General features: G+C 62.7%; 17 protein-coding genes. 9 read left to right on the forward strand and 8 right to left on the reverse strand.

The window, feature by feature from the left end; genetic code table 11:
* Positions 1 to 36 precede the first annotated feature (36 nt).
* Positions 37 to 2,265, forward strand: coding sequence for an HNH endonuclease signature motif containing protein (locus tag AC6I97_RS13280; RefSeq protein WP_497945093.1), 2,229 nt, complete (start codon positions 37 to 39; stop codon positions 2,263 to 2,265).
* Between the two features lie 82 nt (positions 2,266 to 2,347).
* Here the strand turns inward: AC6I97_RS13280 and AC6I97_RS13285 are convergent, their stop codons facing one another.
* The 4 genes from AC6I97_RS13285 to AC6I97_RS13300 form a co-directional block, all read right to left on the reverse strand.
* Positions 2,348 to 3,610 carry an RNA polymerase sigma factor gene (locus AC6I97_RS13285; RefSeq protein ID WP_497945094.1) on the reverse strand — a complete coding sequence of 421 codons (1,263 nt, stop codon included), beginning with the start codon at positions 3,608 to 3,610 and terminating at the stop codon, positions 2,348 to 2,350.
* 97 nt (positions 3,611 to 3,707) lie between these two features.
* Entirely contained in the window at positions 3,708 to 4,127 is a 420-nt protein-coding gene (locus AC6I97_RS13290; RefSeq protein ID WP_224090154.1) for a YciI family protein, read from the reverse strand.
* A 215-nt stretch (positions 4,128 to 4,342) separates the two neighbouring features.
* Positions 4,343 to 4,900, reverse strand: coding sequence for a hypothetical protein (locus AC6I97_RS13295; protein ID WP_497945095.1), 558 nt, complete (start codon positions 4,898 to 4,900; stop codon positions 4,343 to 4,345).
* Between the two features lie 139 nt (positions 4,901 to 5,039).
* Positions 5,040 to 5,975 carry a 5'-3' exonuclease gene (locus AC6I97_RS13300; RefSeq protein WP_497947102.1) on the reverse strand — a complete coding sequence of 312 codons (936 nt, stop codon included), beginning with the start codon at positions 5,973 to 5,975 and terminating at the stop codon, positions 5,040 to 5,042.
* 194 nt (positions 5,976 to 6,169) lie between these two features.
* Between AC6I97_RS13300 and AC6I97_RS13305 the strand changes: the two genes are divergently transcribed.
* The 3 genes from AC6I97_RS13305 to AC6I97_RS13315 all read left to right on the forward strand — a co-directional run bounded on the left by AC6I97_RS13305 (position 6,170) and on the right by AC6I97_RS13315 (position 9,898).
* Complete coding sequence (locus AC6I97_RS13305) at positions 6,170 to 8,104, forward strand: FAD-binding monooxygenase (protein WP_497945096.1); 1,935 nt, start codon at positions 6,170 to 6,172, stop codon at positions 8,102 to 8,104.
* A gap of 129 nt (positions 8,105 to 8,233) precedes the next feature.
* Complete coding sequence (locus AC6I97_RS13310; protein ID WP_497947104.1) at positions 8,234 to 9,490, forward strand: MFS transporter; 1,257 nt, start codon at positions 8,234 to 8,236, stop codon at positions 9,488 to 9,490.
* A gap of 189 nt (positions 9,491 to 9,679) precedes the next feature.
* The gene (locus AC6I97_RS13315) at positions 9,680 to 9,898 is read left to right on the forward strand and encodes a hypothetical protein (protein WP_497945097.1); all 219 of its coding nucleotides are present in this window, start codon (positions 9,680 to 9,682) and stop codon (positions 9,896 to 9,898) included.
* Between the two features lie 67 nt (positions 9,899 to 9,965).
* On the opposite strand, the gene AC6I97_RS13320 is transcribed toward AC6I97_RS13315, so the two are convergent.
* The gene (locus AC6I97_RS13320; RefSeq protein WP_497945098.1) at positions 9,966 to 10,319 is read right to left on the reverse strand and encodes a TraR/DksA family transcriptional regulator; all 354 of its coding nucleotides are present in this window, start codon (positions 10,317 to 10,319) and stop codon (positions 9,966 to 9,968) included.
* A gap of 86 nt (positions 10,320 to 10,405) precedes the next feature.
* Between AC6I97_RS13320 and AC6I97_RS13325 the strand changes: the two genes are divergently transcribed.
* Both AC6I97_RS13325 and AC6I97_RS13330 read left to right on the forward strand, forming a co-directional pair.
* Complete coding sequence (locus tag AC6I97_RS13325; protein WP_497945099.1) at positions 10,406 to 10,825, forward strand: DUF1801 domain-containing protein; 420 nt, start codon at positions 10,406 to 10,408, stop codon at positions 10,823 to 10,825.
* Between the two features lie 126 nt (positions 10,826 to 10,951).
* Positions 10,952 to 11,341 (forward strand): hypothetical protein, encoded by a 390-nt coding sequence (locus tag AC6I97_RS13330; protein ID WP_497945100.1) that lies wholly within the window; start codon positions 10,952 to 10,954, stop codon positions 11,339 to 11,341.
* Here the strand turns inward: AC6I97_RS13330 and AC6I97_RS13335 are convergent.
* From AC6I97_RS13335 to AC6I97_RS13345, 3 genes are all read right to left on the reverse strand, one after another.
* The gene (locus AC6I97_RS13335; RefSeq protein WP_224091001.1) at positions 11,313 to 11,906 is read right to left on the reverse strand and encodes a dihydrofolate reductase family protein; all 594 of its coding nucleotides are present in this window, start codon (positions 11,904 to 11,906) and stop codon (positions 11,313 to 11,315) included. The genes AC6I97_RS13330 and AC6I97_RS13335 overlap by 29 nt on opposite strands.
* 107 nt (positions 11,907 to 12,013) lie before the next feature.
* Positions 12,014 to 12,895: an NAD(P)H-binding protein gene (locus AC6I97_RS13340; protein WP_497945101.1), complete on the reverse strand. Its 882-nt coding sequence runs from the start codon at positions 12,893 to 12,895 to the stop codon at positions 12,014 to 12,016.
* A complete protein-coding gene (locus AC6I97_RS13345; RefSeq protein ID WP_497945102.1) occupies positions 12,892 to 13,365 on the reverse strand; it encodes a nuclear transport factor 2 family protein in 474 nt (157 codons plus the stop codon). The genes AC6I97_RS13340 and AC6I97_RS13345 overlap by 4 nt, the downstream gene beginning before the upstream one ends.
* 66 nt (positions 13,366 to 13,431) lie before the next feature.
* Between AC6I97_RS13345 and AC6I97_RS13350 the strand changes: the two genes are divergently transcribed.
* The 3 genes from AC6I97_RS13350 (at position 13,432) to AC6I97_RS13360 (ending at position 15,128) form a co-directional block, all read left to right on the forward strand.
* Positions 13,432 to 14,094, forward strand: coding sequence for a TetR/AcrR family transcriptional regulator (locus AC6I97_RS13350; RefSeq protein WP_497945103.1), 663 nt, complete (start codon positions 13,432 to 13,434; stop codon positions 14,092 to 14,094).
* Between the two features lie 96 nt (positions 14,095 to 14,190).
* Positions 14,191 to 14,610 carry an alternative ribosome rescue aminoacyl-tRNA hydrolase ArfB gene (gene arfB, locus AC6I97_RS13355; RefSeq protein ID WP_497945104.1) on the forward strand — a complete coding sequence of 140 codons (420 nt, stop codon included), beginning with the start codon at positions 14,191 to 14,193 and terminating at the stop codon, positions 14,608 to 14,610.
* A gap of 116 nt (positions 14,611 to 14,726) precedes the next feature.
* The gene (locus tag AC6I97_RS13360; protein WP_224090137.1) at positions 14,727 to 15,128 is read left to right on the forward strand and encodes a RidA family protein; all 402 of its coding nucleotides are present in this window, start codon (positions 14,727 to 14,729) and stop codon (positions 15,126 to 15,128) included.
* Positions 15,129 to 15,136 lie beyond the last annotated feature (8 nt).

A 15,136-nucleotide genomic window follows, 5' to 3' on the forward strand; every position in this document is an offset into this window, starting at 1 on the left:
CCTAAAAATGTCAGACCCTGGTGAGAGGGTTTATTCATGGGAAGCATTGGGGAAATCATGGCGCGACGGGCAGCGATGCCTGGCGTGGCGGTGCGCCCCCGGGGCCTTCCCCGAGGAGGCCACACCGGTCCTGCCAGCGGCCAGGCCGGCTGTGAAAGCCCGACGGCGTCGGCTGCGGCAGGCGGCGATTCGGAGAAGCTCAGGGCCATGGCGCTGCTTCGCGGCATTGAACCGAAATCCTTCGCCACCCTTAGTGAAATGGACCGTGAAGTCGAGCCTGTTCACGGCCTGGAACCACTGCCCTTCGCCGGCCTTGGGGTCCATCCTGAAGTTGAAGTCGATTCAGGAATTAGGGTCGATCCTGAAGTCAGCTCTGTTTCCCGGGGACTGGGCGGTTCCTTGGGACTTGGGAGTCCGCTAAGACATCAAGGCGCGCCGGGGCTTGAGGATACGCTCGGACTTGGGGATGCGCCGGGGCTTGGGGATGCACTCGGACTTGGGGATGCGCTGGCTGATAGCGTTGGGGCCTTGGAAAGTCTGCGTTCCGTCACCGTGGCCGGTGCCCCGGGGTTCGGGTTTGCCGAAGCCGCAGGGTTCGCCGGGCGGGTGGAGGAGATCGCCCGCACCGTGGAGTATCTGCAGGTCATCGCGGCGCACGCCGTGGAACGGACCCGCACCCAGGCCCAGCAGGCACGGCCCTCCTCCGCGGCGGGCACGGGATGGCAGACAGGCTGGACCAACCCCGCACCCACAGGACCAAACCCCGCCACCGCCACAGCCACAGACACCGCTGCAGGATCCGACACTGCTGCTGCTGCTGGCTTCTCCACTGCCGGCGGATCCGCCACCGCTGCTGGCTTCAATACTGCTGCTGGATCCGCCACCGCTGCTGGCTTCAATACTGCTACTGGGTCCGCTACTACCGGGTTCGATACTTCTGCTGGGTTCGGTGCTGCTGCGGTGGCGGACGCTGCTGCGGTGGCCGATGATGGCTACCGCAACGCCGCGGAATTCCTGCGGGCCCGTTTGCGGATCGGCATCAGCGAAGCCCGGCGCCGGCTCGCCCTGGCCTCCCAGGTCCTCCCCGGGACCGGGATCGCCGGGCAACACATCCCGGCCCGCCGCGAAATCCTGGCCCAAGCCCTCGAATCCACGCAAATACCCACCCGGTCCGCGAGCATCATCAGCGCCGCCCTGGACAAAGTACGGCTCCTCACCGACGAGGAGACCCTCACCCGGATGGAACACGCCCTCACCCGCACCGCCGCCGGGTCCGACCCCGACTTCGTCCTGAAAATGACCAAACGCTGGAACGACCTGATCGACCAGGACGGCCCGGAACCCAGCGAAGAAATCCTCCGCCAGCTCCAAGGCACCTTCATCCGCAAGCCCCGCCACGGACTGCATCATCTGGAAATCTTCGCCACTACCGAACAATACGAAACACTCACCACCGCCATGAACACCGCCACCAACCCCCGACTCACCTCCGCACACACTAATGAGCCCGAAACCAGCAACACCACCGACGAAAGCAACGCCACCGGCGAAAGCAACGACAGCGTTAACGGGAACGGGGGCGGGAACGGAGACGGCGGGAACGAACCAGCGGGTCCGGACCTGGACCGGCGTTCCCGGGCCCAGAAACTCCTCGACGGCCTCGTCGGAGCCTGCGCCGTCGCCATGACCACAGGGATACTGCCCTCCAACGGCGGGCTCCGACCCCAGCTCGCCGTCACCATCGACGAACGCGACCTCTTCCAACGACTCACGCGCACGGCCCCCACCCGGACCACAGGCACAGGGACCGGACCTGACCCGCAACACCCCCGGCTCAGCTCCGGCTCCGCCACCTTTGCCGGCCCGATCCACCCCGACACCATCCGCAAAATAGCCTGCGACGCCGACATCCTCCCCGTCCTGCTCGGAACCGACTCCCGCATTCTGGACATCGGCCGCACCACCCGGATCTTCCCGCCCCACATCCGCAAAGCCATCACCGCCCGGGACCAAGGCTGCGCGTTCCCCGACTGCACCATGCCCTCCCCCTGGTGCGAAGCCCACCACATCACCTACTGGTCACACGGCGGCACCACGTTAACCGACAACGGCACCCTGCTCTGCAGCCACCACCACCACCTCATCCACAAAGAACAATGGACCATCACCACCACCACCGGCGTACCCTGGTTCACCCCACCCCCACACATCGACCCCCACCAAACACCACGACGCAACCACCACCACACACCCCTCAGAACATAAGAGAGCCTCCGAACATGAAGAGTGCCCGGCCATAAAAGTGCCCGGCGCACATCGAGGGGCTAGCGTGCACCCGTTTGAGCGCTTACTGGCGTTCTCCGGGTTGCAAGTCCTTGATTTTTCGCTCAAGGACCAAGCGTTCGGCGCCGCTGGAGCACAGTTCAAGAGCTTGGTGAAATGCTTCCCTCGCTTCTTCATCGCGTCCAAGCCGCCACAGCAGCTCGCCTCTTACCGCCGGCAAGAGATGCGAGCCCTTAAGTTCACCCGTGCGATCCAATTTGTCAACGAGGTCCAGTGCGGCGGCAGGGCCAGAAGCCATGGACACCGCGACGGCACGGTTCAAATCGATGATGGGCGACGGCGTGAGTCGCCCGAGCGCCTCGTACAGAACCACGATTCGATCCCAGTCCGTCTCCTCCACTGAGTGCGCCACAGCGTGGCATTCGGCGATGGAAGCCTGCAGCCCGTAGGCGCCGAGCCCACGGCCGGAACCAGCCGCCGTCGAAAGTGCTGCGCGTCCGCGACGGATTGCTGACTGATCCCATCGACGTCGATCCTGGTTTTCCAGCAGGATCGGCTGGCCATCCGCGTTGAGCCTTGCCGGGAACCGCGCCGCTGTGAGTTCCATGAGTGCAAGCAACCCGAATGCTTCGGGCTCCGGTGCCACGCGGACCAGCACTCGGGCAAGTCGACGTGCTTCACTGGCCAGCTCGGTCCGCATCCAGTTTTCTCCTCCGGAAGCGTAGGCTCCTTCGTTGAAGATCAGATAGACGACATTCAGCACCGAACCAAGCCGCTCAGGGACCTGTTCGGCTTCGGGCACTGCGAAGGGGACGCGCGCAGCGGCGAGCGTCTTCTTGGCCCGGGTGATGCGTGCCTGGATGGTTGGCACCGGGACCAGGAATGCCTTGGCGATCTCTTCCGTGGTCATGCCGCCCACAACGCGAAGAGTCATGGCTATCCGGGCTTCCCTGGACACCACGGGGTGGCAGGAAATGAACATCAGGGCCAGGACGTCGTCGTCTATGGCTTGGGGGTTGAACAGCGCATCCACGCCCGCTTCTTCCTCTGTGAGGTCGCGCGCCAGCAGCGCATATTTGTCGTCCAGAGCGGCCCGCCGCCGGAAAGTATCGATGGCACGACGACGACCCGCTGTGAGGAGCCATCCCACGGGATTGGCAGGTGCGCCGTTGACAGACCATGACACGAGGGCCTCTGCGAGTGCTTCCTGTGCGAGGTCCTCTGCCAGTGGAAAGTCTCCGGTATAACGGGCAAGGGCGCCGACAATACGGGCGGATTCGCTGCGCCACACCGCTTCGACGGCGGCCCTTGCCTCGTTAGTGCTCATGCCAGCTACTGCTCATGCCAGTTACTGCTCACGTCAGGTGGTTCTCACGTCAGTTACTGCTCATGTCCAGTACTGCCCAAAGGAGTGCCCGTCCGGTCTAGAGCTGTCCGGTCTGTTCGCGCCAAGCCCGCTCCTTTTGGATCCATTCGTTGTCCTGGGGGAATTCGTCGATGCTGGTTACCCGTCGGATCTCCGTCTTGGTGCCCGCGGTCATCGGCGCACGCTTGGCCCACTCGACGGCTTCCTGCTTGGACGCAACATCGAGGATGTAGTAACCGGCAAACAGTTCCTTGGTTTCACCGTACGGACCATCAGTGACCACCGGAGTGTCGCCGGTGAAGTCGACCACGACGCTTTCCTTTGCATCGTCCAGTCCTTCTGCAGCCAGGAGCACCCCGGCGCGAATCAGTTCATCATTGAACTTGCCCATGGCTTCGAGGATTTCGTTGAAGTCAATGTTCTCGAACTTGGCGAACGATTCGTCGGTTGCCCGCATGATCAGCATGTACTTGGCCATTGCACTCAATCTCCTGTGTTGTGGAAGGTCGCCCTTCGACCTTCTCATCCATGGGTCGAACAGTGCGAGGCAAAATCGACAACCTCTCAAAAGAATTTTCCCGGTTCTTCCAGAAGCTGTGTGGCCTCAACGATAAGGATCCCCTGGAGCTGTCCAGGGGATCCTTATTGCTTCCGAGCATCGCGGGGTGGTTACTCCTGCCCGGGGGCAGCGCCTTAGTGGCCGCCGCCTCCGATGACTCCAGCTTCAACAGCTTTGGTCACGGCATCCGCTTCAGCCTGTGTGAGCTTGCCGTCCGCCACGGCCTTGTCCAACCGGGTCTTGAGGGCAGCGGCTCGCTCCTGCTGGGCGGCAGCACGAATTTCTTCCAAGGCGGTAGTGACCTTGGATTCGTCAATGCCCAGGGCTGCGGCCAGGGACTTGGCCAAGGCTGCTTCCTGCGCCGCCCGGTCCGGCTTCGTTCCTTCGGTGCCTTGGGTTGGTGGCGTGGTGGGCTTATTCGCTTCTCTGAAGGCCTTTAGTGCGTCGGTGACCTTGGCTTCGTCCACTCCCAACTTGGCGGCAAGGTCCGCTGCGAGCTGGCCGCGGTCACGACCGTGGCCTCCGGGCCTTCCGTGGCCCTGCCCGGGCGTTGTGGCATCGGCTGACGACGTTGCGCTCGGTGTAGGCGTCGGCGTCGTGGTGGCTGAAGCAACACTGGTGACACCCAGCCCTGCGCCCAGCGCCAACGCTCCGGCTGTGATGCCCAGCGTGATTCTCTTGGTCTTTGACATGGTGCCTCTCCTCAATCCGCCGTCAATTTAACGGTGCTGAGCCGTCCGAACGGCTGGTAACTTCCAGACGATCTGTAAACATCGTCCTGTTACTACAGTGAGGCGATCACCCAAGCCCACGCTGTTCTGAAGCTGTCAATCAGCTGTGAAGGTGTGGTTGGGTGTCCAAGGCCGCAAGCAATCGTTTGACTGAACCACCCAGGTTCCACTCGTTGGCCAAGCGCTCAAGCTCAGCGCGTGCCTCGCCGGTCACGGGACGCAGTTGGGCGCCTGCCTCCTCAAGTGAGGGCACCTTCAGGTCGCGAACCACATTGACGACGGCGGGAGCTACTTCAAGGTATCCGGCCGCTGCGGAAAGCTTGGCGCGTACGGAACTCGAGAGTCCGCCGTCGGGATCCTCTGCTGCCTCCAGGAGGCCCTCAAGGGAGCCGTATTCCGCGAGCAGGGACGCGGCCGTTTTCTCGCCGATACCGGCAACGCCCGGCAGGCCATCGGATGAATCGCCGCGCAGTGTGGCGTAGTCCGCGTATTGTTGCGGCAGCACGCGGTACTTGCCAACGACGACGACGTCGGTGACCACTTCCAGGTTCTTCATGCCACGAGCGGTGTAAATGACGCGGACGTCCCGATCATCGTCGACGAGTTGGAAAAGGTCCCGATCACCCGTGACCACATCGGTGGGCAGCTGCGCCTGGCTGGCGTATGTTCCTACGACATCGTCGGCTTCATGGTCATCGATGCCCACCACAGCAATACCCGCAAGGTCCAGCACGTGGCGGATCAGCGGGATCTGCGCTTCGAGAGGATCGGGGACGATTTCGACGTCGGGGCCCACCGGCACGATTTCGGCCACCCTGTGGGCCTTGTAGCTGGGGATGAGCTCAACACGCCATTTCGGGCGCCAGTCATTGTCCCAGCAGGCGACCACGTGGGTCGCTTCATAGTCCGTGGTGAGGCGGGCAATCATGTCCATCAGGCCGCGGACGGCGTTGACGGGTGTGCCGTCGGAACGGCGGATGGAGTCCGGAACACCGTAAAAGGCGCGGAAGTACAAGGAAGCAGTGTCCAGGAGCATGAGTCGAGGCATATCTGATCCTGACACGTCCTGGCCGGATTCACCGTGAACCTGCGCTAAGCCTCGTCGGCCGGCTACATAAAGACTTGATCCTCACTGTGAGCCGCATTACGATTGGGTGAGCGATAATAGAACAAGGTGTTCAACTATAGAACACCATAAGAATTCAACCCACAAAGAAGTGAGGAAAGCCCGTGCAGTTCCACCACCACGGTTACGTATCCGGTGACCCTCGGGTCGAGCCAGCCGCCGGCGTCGGAATCAACCGCCCGGCCGAGCTTCCCGATGAAGTCGACGTTCTCATCGTCGGTACAGGCCCTGCAGGGATGCTGGCGGCCGCGCAACTGGCTCAGTTCCCGGATATCACGACGCGTATCATCGAGCGGCGCCCCGGTCGTCTGGCCATCGGCCAAGCCGACGGCATCCAGGCCCGCAGCGTGGAGACCTTCCAAGCGTTCGGGTTCGCCGAACGCATCACGGCTGAGGCCTACCGCATCACCGAAATGGCGTTCTGGAAGCCGGACCCCGCCGACCACTCGCGCATCGTCCGCGCGGCCCGCACAGTGGATGACCCCACCGGCATCAGCGAATTCCCGCACCTGATCGTGAACCAGGCCCGCGTGCTGGACTACTTCGCGGAGTTCATGGCCAACTCCCCCACCCGCATGAAGCCTGACTACGGCTACGAGTTCCGCAGTCTCCAGGTCACTGGTGTCGGTGACTACCCGGTCACCGTCACCCTTGGGCACACCGCGGGGCCGGACGAAGGCCAGGAGCGCACTATCCGGGCCAAGTACGTCGTTGGTGCCGATGGTGCCCGCAGCAAGGTCCGCGAGTCCATCGGGTGCCATCTCGCAGGTGACCAGGCCAACCATGCCTGGGGTGTCATGGACGTTCTGGCCGTCACCGACTTCCCGGATATCCGCACCAAATGCGCTATCCAGTCCGGCGCGGGCGGCAGCATCCTGCTGATCCCCCGCGAGGGCGGGCACTTGTTCCGCATGTATGTGGACCTTGGCGAGGTTAAGCCTGAGGATCACGGCGCTGTGCGGAAGACGACCATCGAGCAGATCATCCAGAAGGCCAACGACATCCTGCACCCCTACACGCTGGATGTCCGCAACGTCGCCTGGCACAGTGTTTATGAGGTGGGGCACCGGCTCACGGATAGGTTCGACGACGTCCTGCCGGAGGAACGCGGGACGCGGACGCCGAGGGTGTTCATCACCGGCGATGCCTGCCACACGCACAGCGCAAAGGCCGGCCAGGGAATGAACGTTTCCATGCAGGACGGCTTCAACATCGGCTGGAAACTCGGGCATGTCCTGGAAGGCCGAAGCCCTGAGAGCCTCCTGGACACGTACTCCGCTGAGCGTCAGGTGGTGGCCAAGAACCTGATCGACTTCGACAAGCAGTGGTCCACCTTGATGGCCAAGAAACCCGAAGAGTTCGAAGACCCCACGGAGCTTGAAAACTTCTACACAAGCACGGCCGAGTTCCCTGCCGGTTTCATGACCCAGTACGCTCCGTCCATGCTTGTTGCCGAGCCCACGCACCAGGAACTCGCCACGGGCTTCCCCATCGGCAAGCGCTTCAAGTCGGCCCCGGTCCTGCGGGTCTGCGACACGAACCCGATGCACCTGGGCCACCACGCCAAGGCAGACGGCCGCTGGCGCATCTACATCTTCGCCGATGCCGCGCAGGCCGGCGCCCCGGGCCCTGTCGCGGACTTCGCCGAGTGGATCGCGAACTCGCCGGACTCGCCGCTGGCGGCCACGCCGTCGGACGCTGACCGCGACGCCTGGTTCGATGTGAAGGTGATCTACCAGCAGGACCACACCAACGTAGACATCAACGCCGTCCCCGCAGCGTTCAAACCCACCGTTGGACCATTCAAGCTCACCTACCTCGAGAAGGTCTTCGGCACGGACCCGGCAGCAGACATCTTTGAGCTGCGCGGGCTCAGCCGCGACGGCGTGGTGGTAGTCGTCCGCCCGGACCAATACGTCGCCAACGTACTCCCCCTGACCGCGACGGAGGAACTCGGTGTGTTCTTTGCCACCGTGCATTCCGGGGAGCGGGAAAAGTCGAACACAACGGACGCCGATCTGGTCAGCCACCAGGCGTAGGGATGGATGCAGCTGCCGGGGGCCGGCCCAGGCTCCCGGCAGCGAAACCTTCCCCGGGATCTGGCGGAGGCCGGGCAAGCGGACGAGAATGAGCGTGTGGTCACACCTGCCAGCGCTGGCGGCGACACCCTGAACGACGCCGCCAGAAAGATTCAACGTGTCTATCTCACGCTGACGCTGGGCAACACGGTGGCAGCTTCCTTCATCTGGGGTATCAACACGCTTTTCCTGCTTGATGCAGGCTTGAGCAACCTCGAGGCCTTCGCTGCCAACGCTTTCTTCACAGCGGGGATGGTCCTTTTCGAGGTACCTACCGGCGTCATCGCGGACGGCTGGGGTCGCCGTACTTCTTTCCTGCTTGGCACGATCACGTTGGCGGCCTCTACATACTTGTACTTTGTGCTGTGGCAGATCTCCGCACCGTTTTGGATGTGGGCCGTTGTCTCGGTGCTCCTTGGCCTCGGGTTCACGTTCTTCTCCGGAGCTGTGGAGGCCTGGCTTGTGGACGCCTTGCGCTTCTCAGGCTACGAAGGCGGTCTTGAAACCGTTCTGGGCCGCGGCCAGATGGTGCAGGGTGTGGCTATGCTGCTGGGTTCGGTGGCAGGTGGGGTGATCGCTCAAGCCACCAACCTTGGTGTGCCGTTCCTCTTACGGGTTTTCGTTCTGGTTGCCATGTTCGCCGTGGCGTTTGGGCTAATGCACGACGTCGGGTTCTCACCTGAGCGGTCCACCCACCCACTTCGCGCCACCCGCGCAGTGCTCTCGGCCTCGATCGAGAACGGTCTGAAAAACCCGCCGGTCCGGTACGTCATGCTGGCCGCTCCCTTTAGTGCCGGCGTCGGGATCTATGTTTTCTACGCCCTGCAGCCATACCTCCTGGACCTGTTTGGCGACCCCCATGCCTATTCCATTGCGGGCCTCGCCGCTGCAATTGTGGCTGGCTCGCAAATCCTGGGCGGTTGGCTTGCGCCGCATGCCCGGCGCTTGTTCCATAAACGGACCTCGGTGATGATCCTGGCCGGTCTGGTGGGATTCGTGATCTTGCTGGTCCTCGGTTTCACCCGTGTCTTTTGGGTGGCACTGGTGCTGCTGGCACTGTGGGCTGTGGTCGGCTCTGCGGCAACTCCGGTCCGGCAGGCGTACGTCAATGACATGATCCCCTCGAAGCAGCGCGCCACAGTGCTGAGCTTCGATTCGCTCATGGGATCCAGCGGCGGTGTGGTGATACAGCCACTCCTTGGCCGTGGCGCTGACCTTTACGGCTACCCGGCGTCGCTGGCCATCGCGGGCATTATTGAGCTCATTTCGGTGCCGTTCCTGCTGGCGAGCCGCAGGCAGGGGGCATCCGCAGACCGTGCCAACACCGAAGCCGTTCAGTCACCTTGAGCCGGCAGCGAGGGCTTTATGGGCAATCTTCCGGTCAGGGGAAGGTGAATGAGGCGGCAAGTCCGTCGGCATGACACAGTGGGACTCACTCCATGAACGTGTTTAAACGCAAAATGTGGTGAAACCAGATACTGAAAGCGTGGACAAGCAATGATTTCCCTAAGGCAGGACTCCCAAGGCTTCATCCGGATGAGCAGGCATTTTCCCGCCAGCGCCTCTGTGTCCGTCACGTTTGCCGACGGCACCCGGAAGGTTTTCCCGGGCAAGCGGCTCAACGAGATCTTCGACGATGCCCTGGCCGCGTTCCGGGCGGGAAACAACCTGGACGCCAAGGGCTTCGACCGCGGACCAAAAAAGAAGGTCCAGCAGGGCATCGAGTTCGTGCCCATCAGCCCTGACATGGCGTGAAGCGTGCCTGGCTGGTCTCTACCCGTCGGGTTTTCCTGTTTGCCTGGGTTTCCTGTTTGTCCGGGTTCTAATGTTTGCCTGAGGCGTGATTGACGCAATAGGGCGTCCACGGCCTCGCTTCGAGCCGGCCCTCCGGAATGGCGACACCACAAACCGTACATATGCCGTAAGTTCCATCGGAAATCCGCTGCAAAGCGGCCTCAATCTGCTCAAGGCCCACACGGCTCTGGTCAAGCAGCGCGGAGGCCTGTGAGAGCTCGAAGGCGATGGTGGTGCCTTCAGGATCATGCTCGTCGTCGACGTTCGAGTCCTGGCGGGCGAGGCTGACCGATGTGATGTCACTGCGCAGCGCCTTCAGCAGGGCAAGCTTCCGGCCCCGCTCCTCCTCCAGCAGAACCCGGAACCGCTCGACGTCGACCATGTGAGCAAGCCTACCCATCGCCCCGCCCGCGGTCTGGACAAGACCCAGTCTGGACAAGCTGTGGGGCGTAGTGCCCTAATAACGTGATGGGGAACTACTCGCACCATCCCGGAGTCGATAGTTACATAGACGCCCTCCCGGACTGGCAACAAACACTTTGTGAGGAACTGCGTGACGTGATCCACGAGGCCGAACCGGACATCGTGGAGACAATCAAAAGACGGGTTCAGCCCTACTTTGTCCTGGATGGAAACGTCTGTGCATTGCTCGCGGCCAGGAACCACGTGAACCTCTTTCTCTATGATGGCGCTATCGTTCCTGACCCTGCCGGGATCATCACAGCAGGGCACGATAACAAGACCGGCCGAATGATCAGCTTTTACATCAACGACGATGTACCTACCGCACCCCTCATCGCTATGCTGCGACAGATCGCCGCCAACAATCGCGCAGGCGGGTGGCGGAAAATCAAAGCAGGTTTGCAAGAGACTTCCGGCCCAGCGTGAGCGCCGGCCTTCATCGCGCGGCGGCCGGGAATCATGCGGAACAACGGCCCGTTATGTCTACAACGGCCATCTCTACAACGGCCGTTTCCGCCGTACACATAACGACAGGAAGTTTGGGGACTGACCATGACGTTGAACGAAACGATTGCCCGGCTCCGGGCGGCCCACCTCATGGTCCGTGACGCCAAGGAGTGGGACGAACTGTCCGTGAATCTGTGGACGGCCTACCAGGCCAACGATGAAGAACTCGTTGAGCAGTTGCGGCCACCCTTCCTGCAGTCGTGGCGGACCGTCACGCGTTACGTGCTCCGGGACACCTTCGACGCAGCCGGCATCTCGGTCGGCGAACCATCGCATCCATGGGGAATCGCGACGCTCACCGCCAATGGAACCACCAGCGAACCACTCCTCTGCCCCGCTGAAGGATTCCAGCTGCTCACGTTTGCCGAAATAATGTCCAGCTATTCGGATTCGCTGGAGCCTCTTTTCACGGCTGCCGGACAGGCGGACCGCTGATCAGCGTGGGTATGTACTCCAGCAACTGCAGCTGACCATCGAAGGTCCTGCTGTTCACCATTTGAAGCGAAACATCAGGATAGCCGTCATAGATCCGTTCCCTGCCAGTGCGGCCAGTGATCACCGGAAAAACGACGATCCTGTATCGGTCCACAAGTCCGGCACTCAACAAAGAGCGGCAAAGGCTGAGGCTTCCCAGTGTGGTCAGGGTGCCGGTCCGGGTCCGCTTCAGCTCTTTGACAGCTTCCACAGCATCCCCGCTTACCAGCTCGGAATTCGGCCATGCCAGGGGTTCCTGGAGTGTGGACGAGAAGACGACCTTCGGCAGGGCCGCCAGCCCTGTCAAGGCCTCTCCCTCTTCCTTGGAGAACCCGGAGTCTTCGCCCGCGGCCTGTTCCGACATGCTCGACATCACCCGATAGGTGTTGGCCCCCATCAGCGTGGTGAAATCCTTCTTCCCTTCTTCCTCAAGCCAGGCAAGGTATTCCGGGGATTCAAGTCCCCACCAACCGGGCCATCCCTCCGCTGAGGCATACCCATCAAGGGAAATGATCAAATCCACCATCAACTGCGCTGATGTCGCTTCTGTAGTTGGCTCGCCCACGGCTGCTCCTCACGGGATTTCAGGTTGTGCCTAGCATTGTCCTCCCGAAGGCCGGTTTGCACCACGACTCATGTGCTCCTGATCCGGTCCAAACTCTCACGCAGTCCGATCACGGGAATTTCAGGGAACGCGGCACGTTCCACAGCCGGATCGAAGGCCGCAGCGCCTGATTCCATCCACAGCGCAGCCCTGGCCATCCGGGCCATGAACGGCGAAATCGGACCTGCAACTGCGGCCATCACCCGTAACGCCGCTACTGGTATACGCTGGATCGAGCCCATTCCAGCGTCTGCGAGGATGGCTTCCGCGAGCGTGTTGAAGGGGTGCGTTTCGGACCCCCACTCAACGGTCCTTCCACGCAAGGAAGCTCCGGACAGAGCCAACCGAACAGCGGCAGCAGCGTCCGGCGTCGACGTAAATGTCACAGGTGCCCGTCCCGAACCGAAGACAAGCACCCTGCCCTTCGTGTGGAGGGGCTGGCTCATTGAGTCGAGGAACTGCTCAAGGTTCGCTCCCATCCGGATTACTGTCCATGCCATGCCCGAGGCCTTCAATGCCTCCTCCGCTGTGTACTTCATGCGCAGGAAATCCAGAGGGGCATCGGGAGCCGCCCCATGCATCGACATCATCACTACATGTTCCACGCCCGCCCGAGACGCGGCATCGATGACCCGAAGTGCGCCGTCGCGGTCCACAGTGCGTGGGTTGCCGCCCCTTTTCAGCCCAAAGCCCGACGCCGCGAACACCACGTGGCTGCATCCGGCAACGGCCCGCCCGCAGTCCTTGCCCGAGGCGAGCGTCCCGCGGACAAGCTCGACGCCGTCGACGTTCTTCCTGGGGAAGGGCTGGGATTCACCCCTGGCCATGACCCGTACGGAAGCACCGCGCCGAACCAGTTCCCCCGTAAGCCGCGAACCCAGGCGGCCCGTGCCGCCCACTACGAGGATCATGACCCCTGCGATGTCGGAAGTACGGCCCCATCCTGAAGGCCCGTGCCCGCAGTGGCGCGGACGGCGTCGTTGATGTCACCCGAAGAATGTTCCACAGGTTCGAGATAGAAATGGACGGAGGCAATACGCTCCTGGCGCACAGTAAAAATCGCCACTCCGGCAAGTTCCACCGGCGTCCCATCGCGTCTTGTGCCCCGGGCGCCCCATTCAACCCAAACGGTTCCGTCCCGGCCTTCAGCGGCGTCGGCGATTGCTGGTGTGAGGTCAGGAATACCAGCAAATAGGCTGGTCCAGTTGGCACGGACCTGGGCGCGGCCCGTGAAATTACGTTCGGGATGAATCGGGGTGATGTTGACGTAGTCGTCGGCGAATTCGGCGACCAAGGCGTCAAGGTCGTGGCGGCCGGACGCAGCGAACATCCGGCGAACGGGCCCTTCCGGAAGGCGCTCCAGGCCCTCCACGGTTTCCATGGTGACTCCTTGGTGCGGTATCTTGAATTCAATACAGTTATCTGTATTGATTGGAGTCTAGGAGTCATGGCAACCGGAATCAAGAGTCCCGGTGAAACATCCGGGGGTCAACGCAGCTACGATGCCAGCCGTCGCCGCCAAGCCGCCGAGGCGTCGCGGCGCACCATCCTCGCGCGCGCCCGCGAACTATTCCTCCTGCAGGGCTTCGGCGCGACCACCATCTCCGATATTGCCGCTGCGTCCGCAGTATCGACGGAGTCCATCTACAAGAAATTTGGCGGCAAGGCCGGCCTCGTCCGGGCTCTCCACGAGCAGAGCCTCCTCGGCAAGGGCGGGCCGCCAGCCGAGCAGCGCTCAGACCTCGCACAAGTAGCGGCGGACGACCCACGGGAACTGATGGAACAGTTCGGCCGGTTCACTGCAGAAGTCAGCCCCCTTGCGGCGCCGATCAGCCTGCTCATCCGTGACGCCGCCGCAACAGGGGATGCCGACATGGCCGGCCTCCTGAAGGACATTGACGACGCCCGGCATCGCCGGATGCTGCACAACGCGCGTCAACTGATTGCCCGCGGCCTGCTCCGTCCGGGCTTGGGCGCTGAAGAGGCCGCCGACATCATGTTCGCGTGCACCACGCCCGAACTGTTCGAAAGCCTCGTCCTGAAACGAGGGTGGAGCGCAGGGCGGTACGGCCGGTTCGTCGCCTCCGCTCTCGCCGCAAACCTGCTCTGACACGCAGACCTACTCTGACACGCGGACCTACCCTGACACGCATGCCGAAGCACCGCCCGGCTGGGAAGACCCGCCCCGACGTGCAACGCTTGTTCAATGGACCTGGAAATCTCGCCCTCCCTCACGATTCCGGCCTCGGAACTCGGTTGGCGGTTCTCGCGTTCATCGGGACCGGGCGGTCAACACGTCAACACGACCGACAGCAAGGCTGAGCTTTCCTGGAACGTAGCTACGTCTGAGGCATTAACAGAAGGCCAGCGGGAGATCTTGCTGCGTCGCCTGGAGAAGCGACTCGTCGACGGAGTCATCACAGTTACAGCCTCCGAACAGCGCTCGCAGTTACGCAACCGCGAGAGCGCCCTGGCCAAGCTCGCTGGCATTGTGGTGGCGGGCCTTGCCCCACGGACTCTCCGCAGGGCAACTAAACCCACACGCGGTTCCGCCCAGCGGCACCGCGCCGCAAAAGTACAGAGGGCAGCAACGAAACAACAACGACGGCGGCCCTCGCCTGAGTGACGAACACCTGAGTCACAAGCACCTGAGTGCGAATACGCGACTGACGAGGCGGGGCCAACCGGAGCATTGGGGTGCACCCCCTTTTGGCAATTGGCCGGGGATGGCAGCATACAGTCATGTCACCTATCCAGCGCATCCGGCCCGAGGGACTTGTCTCCAGCCCGGCATTCAGCCATGTAGCCGTCGTCCCTCCAAACGCCACCACCATCTACGTCGGCGGCCAGAACTCCGTCGACAGCGGCGGTTCGCTCGTCGGCGAGGGTGATGTTGGAGTGCAATCTGCCCGCGCCCTGGCGAACGCAAAGACCGCGCTCGCGGCTGCCGGGGCAACCCTTCGCGACGTCGTGCAGTGGACGGTCCTCTTCGTGGACGGCGCCGACCTCGCCGCAGGGTACGGCGCCATTGCATCGGACCTCGCCGCCGACGAGCCGCCGCTCGTGACAGCCGCGTTTGTCTCCCGTTTGGGCGTTCCCGGGGCGCTGGTGGAGATCAGTGCGGTAGCCGCCGTCGAGCGGTAAAGAAGGCC

The sequence above is a fragment of the Arthrobacter sp. TmtSoilC48 genome, assembly GCF_059739425.1.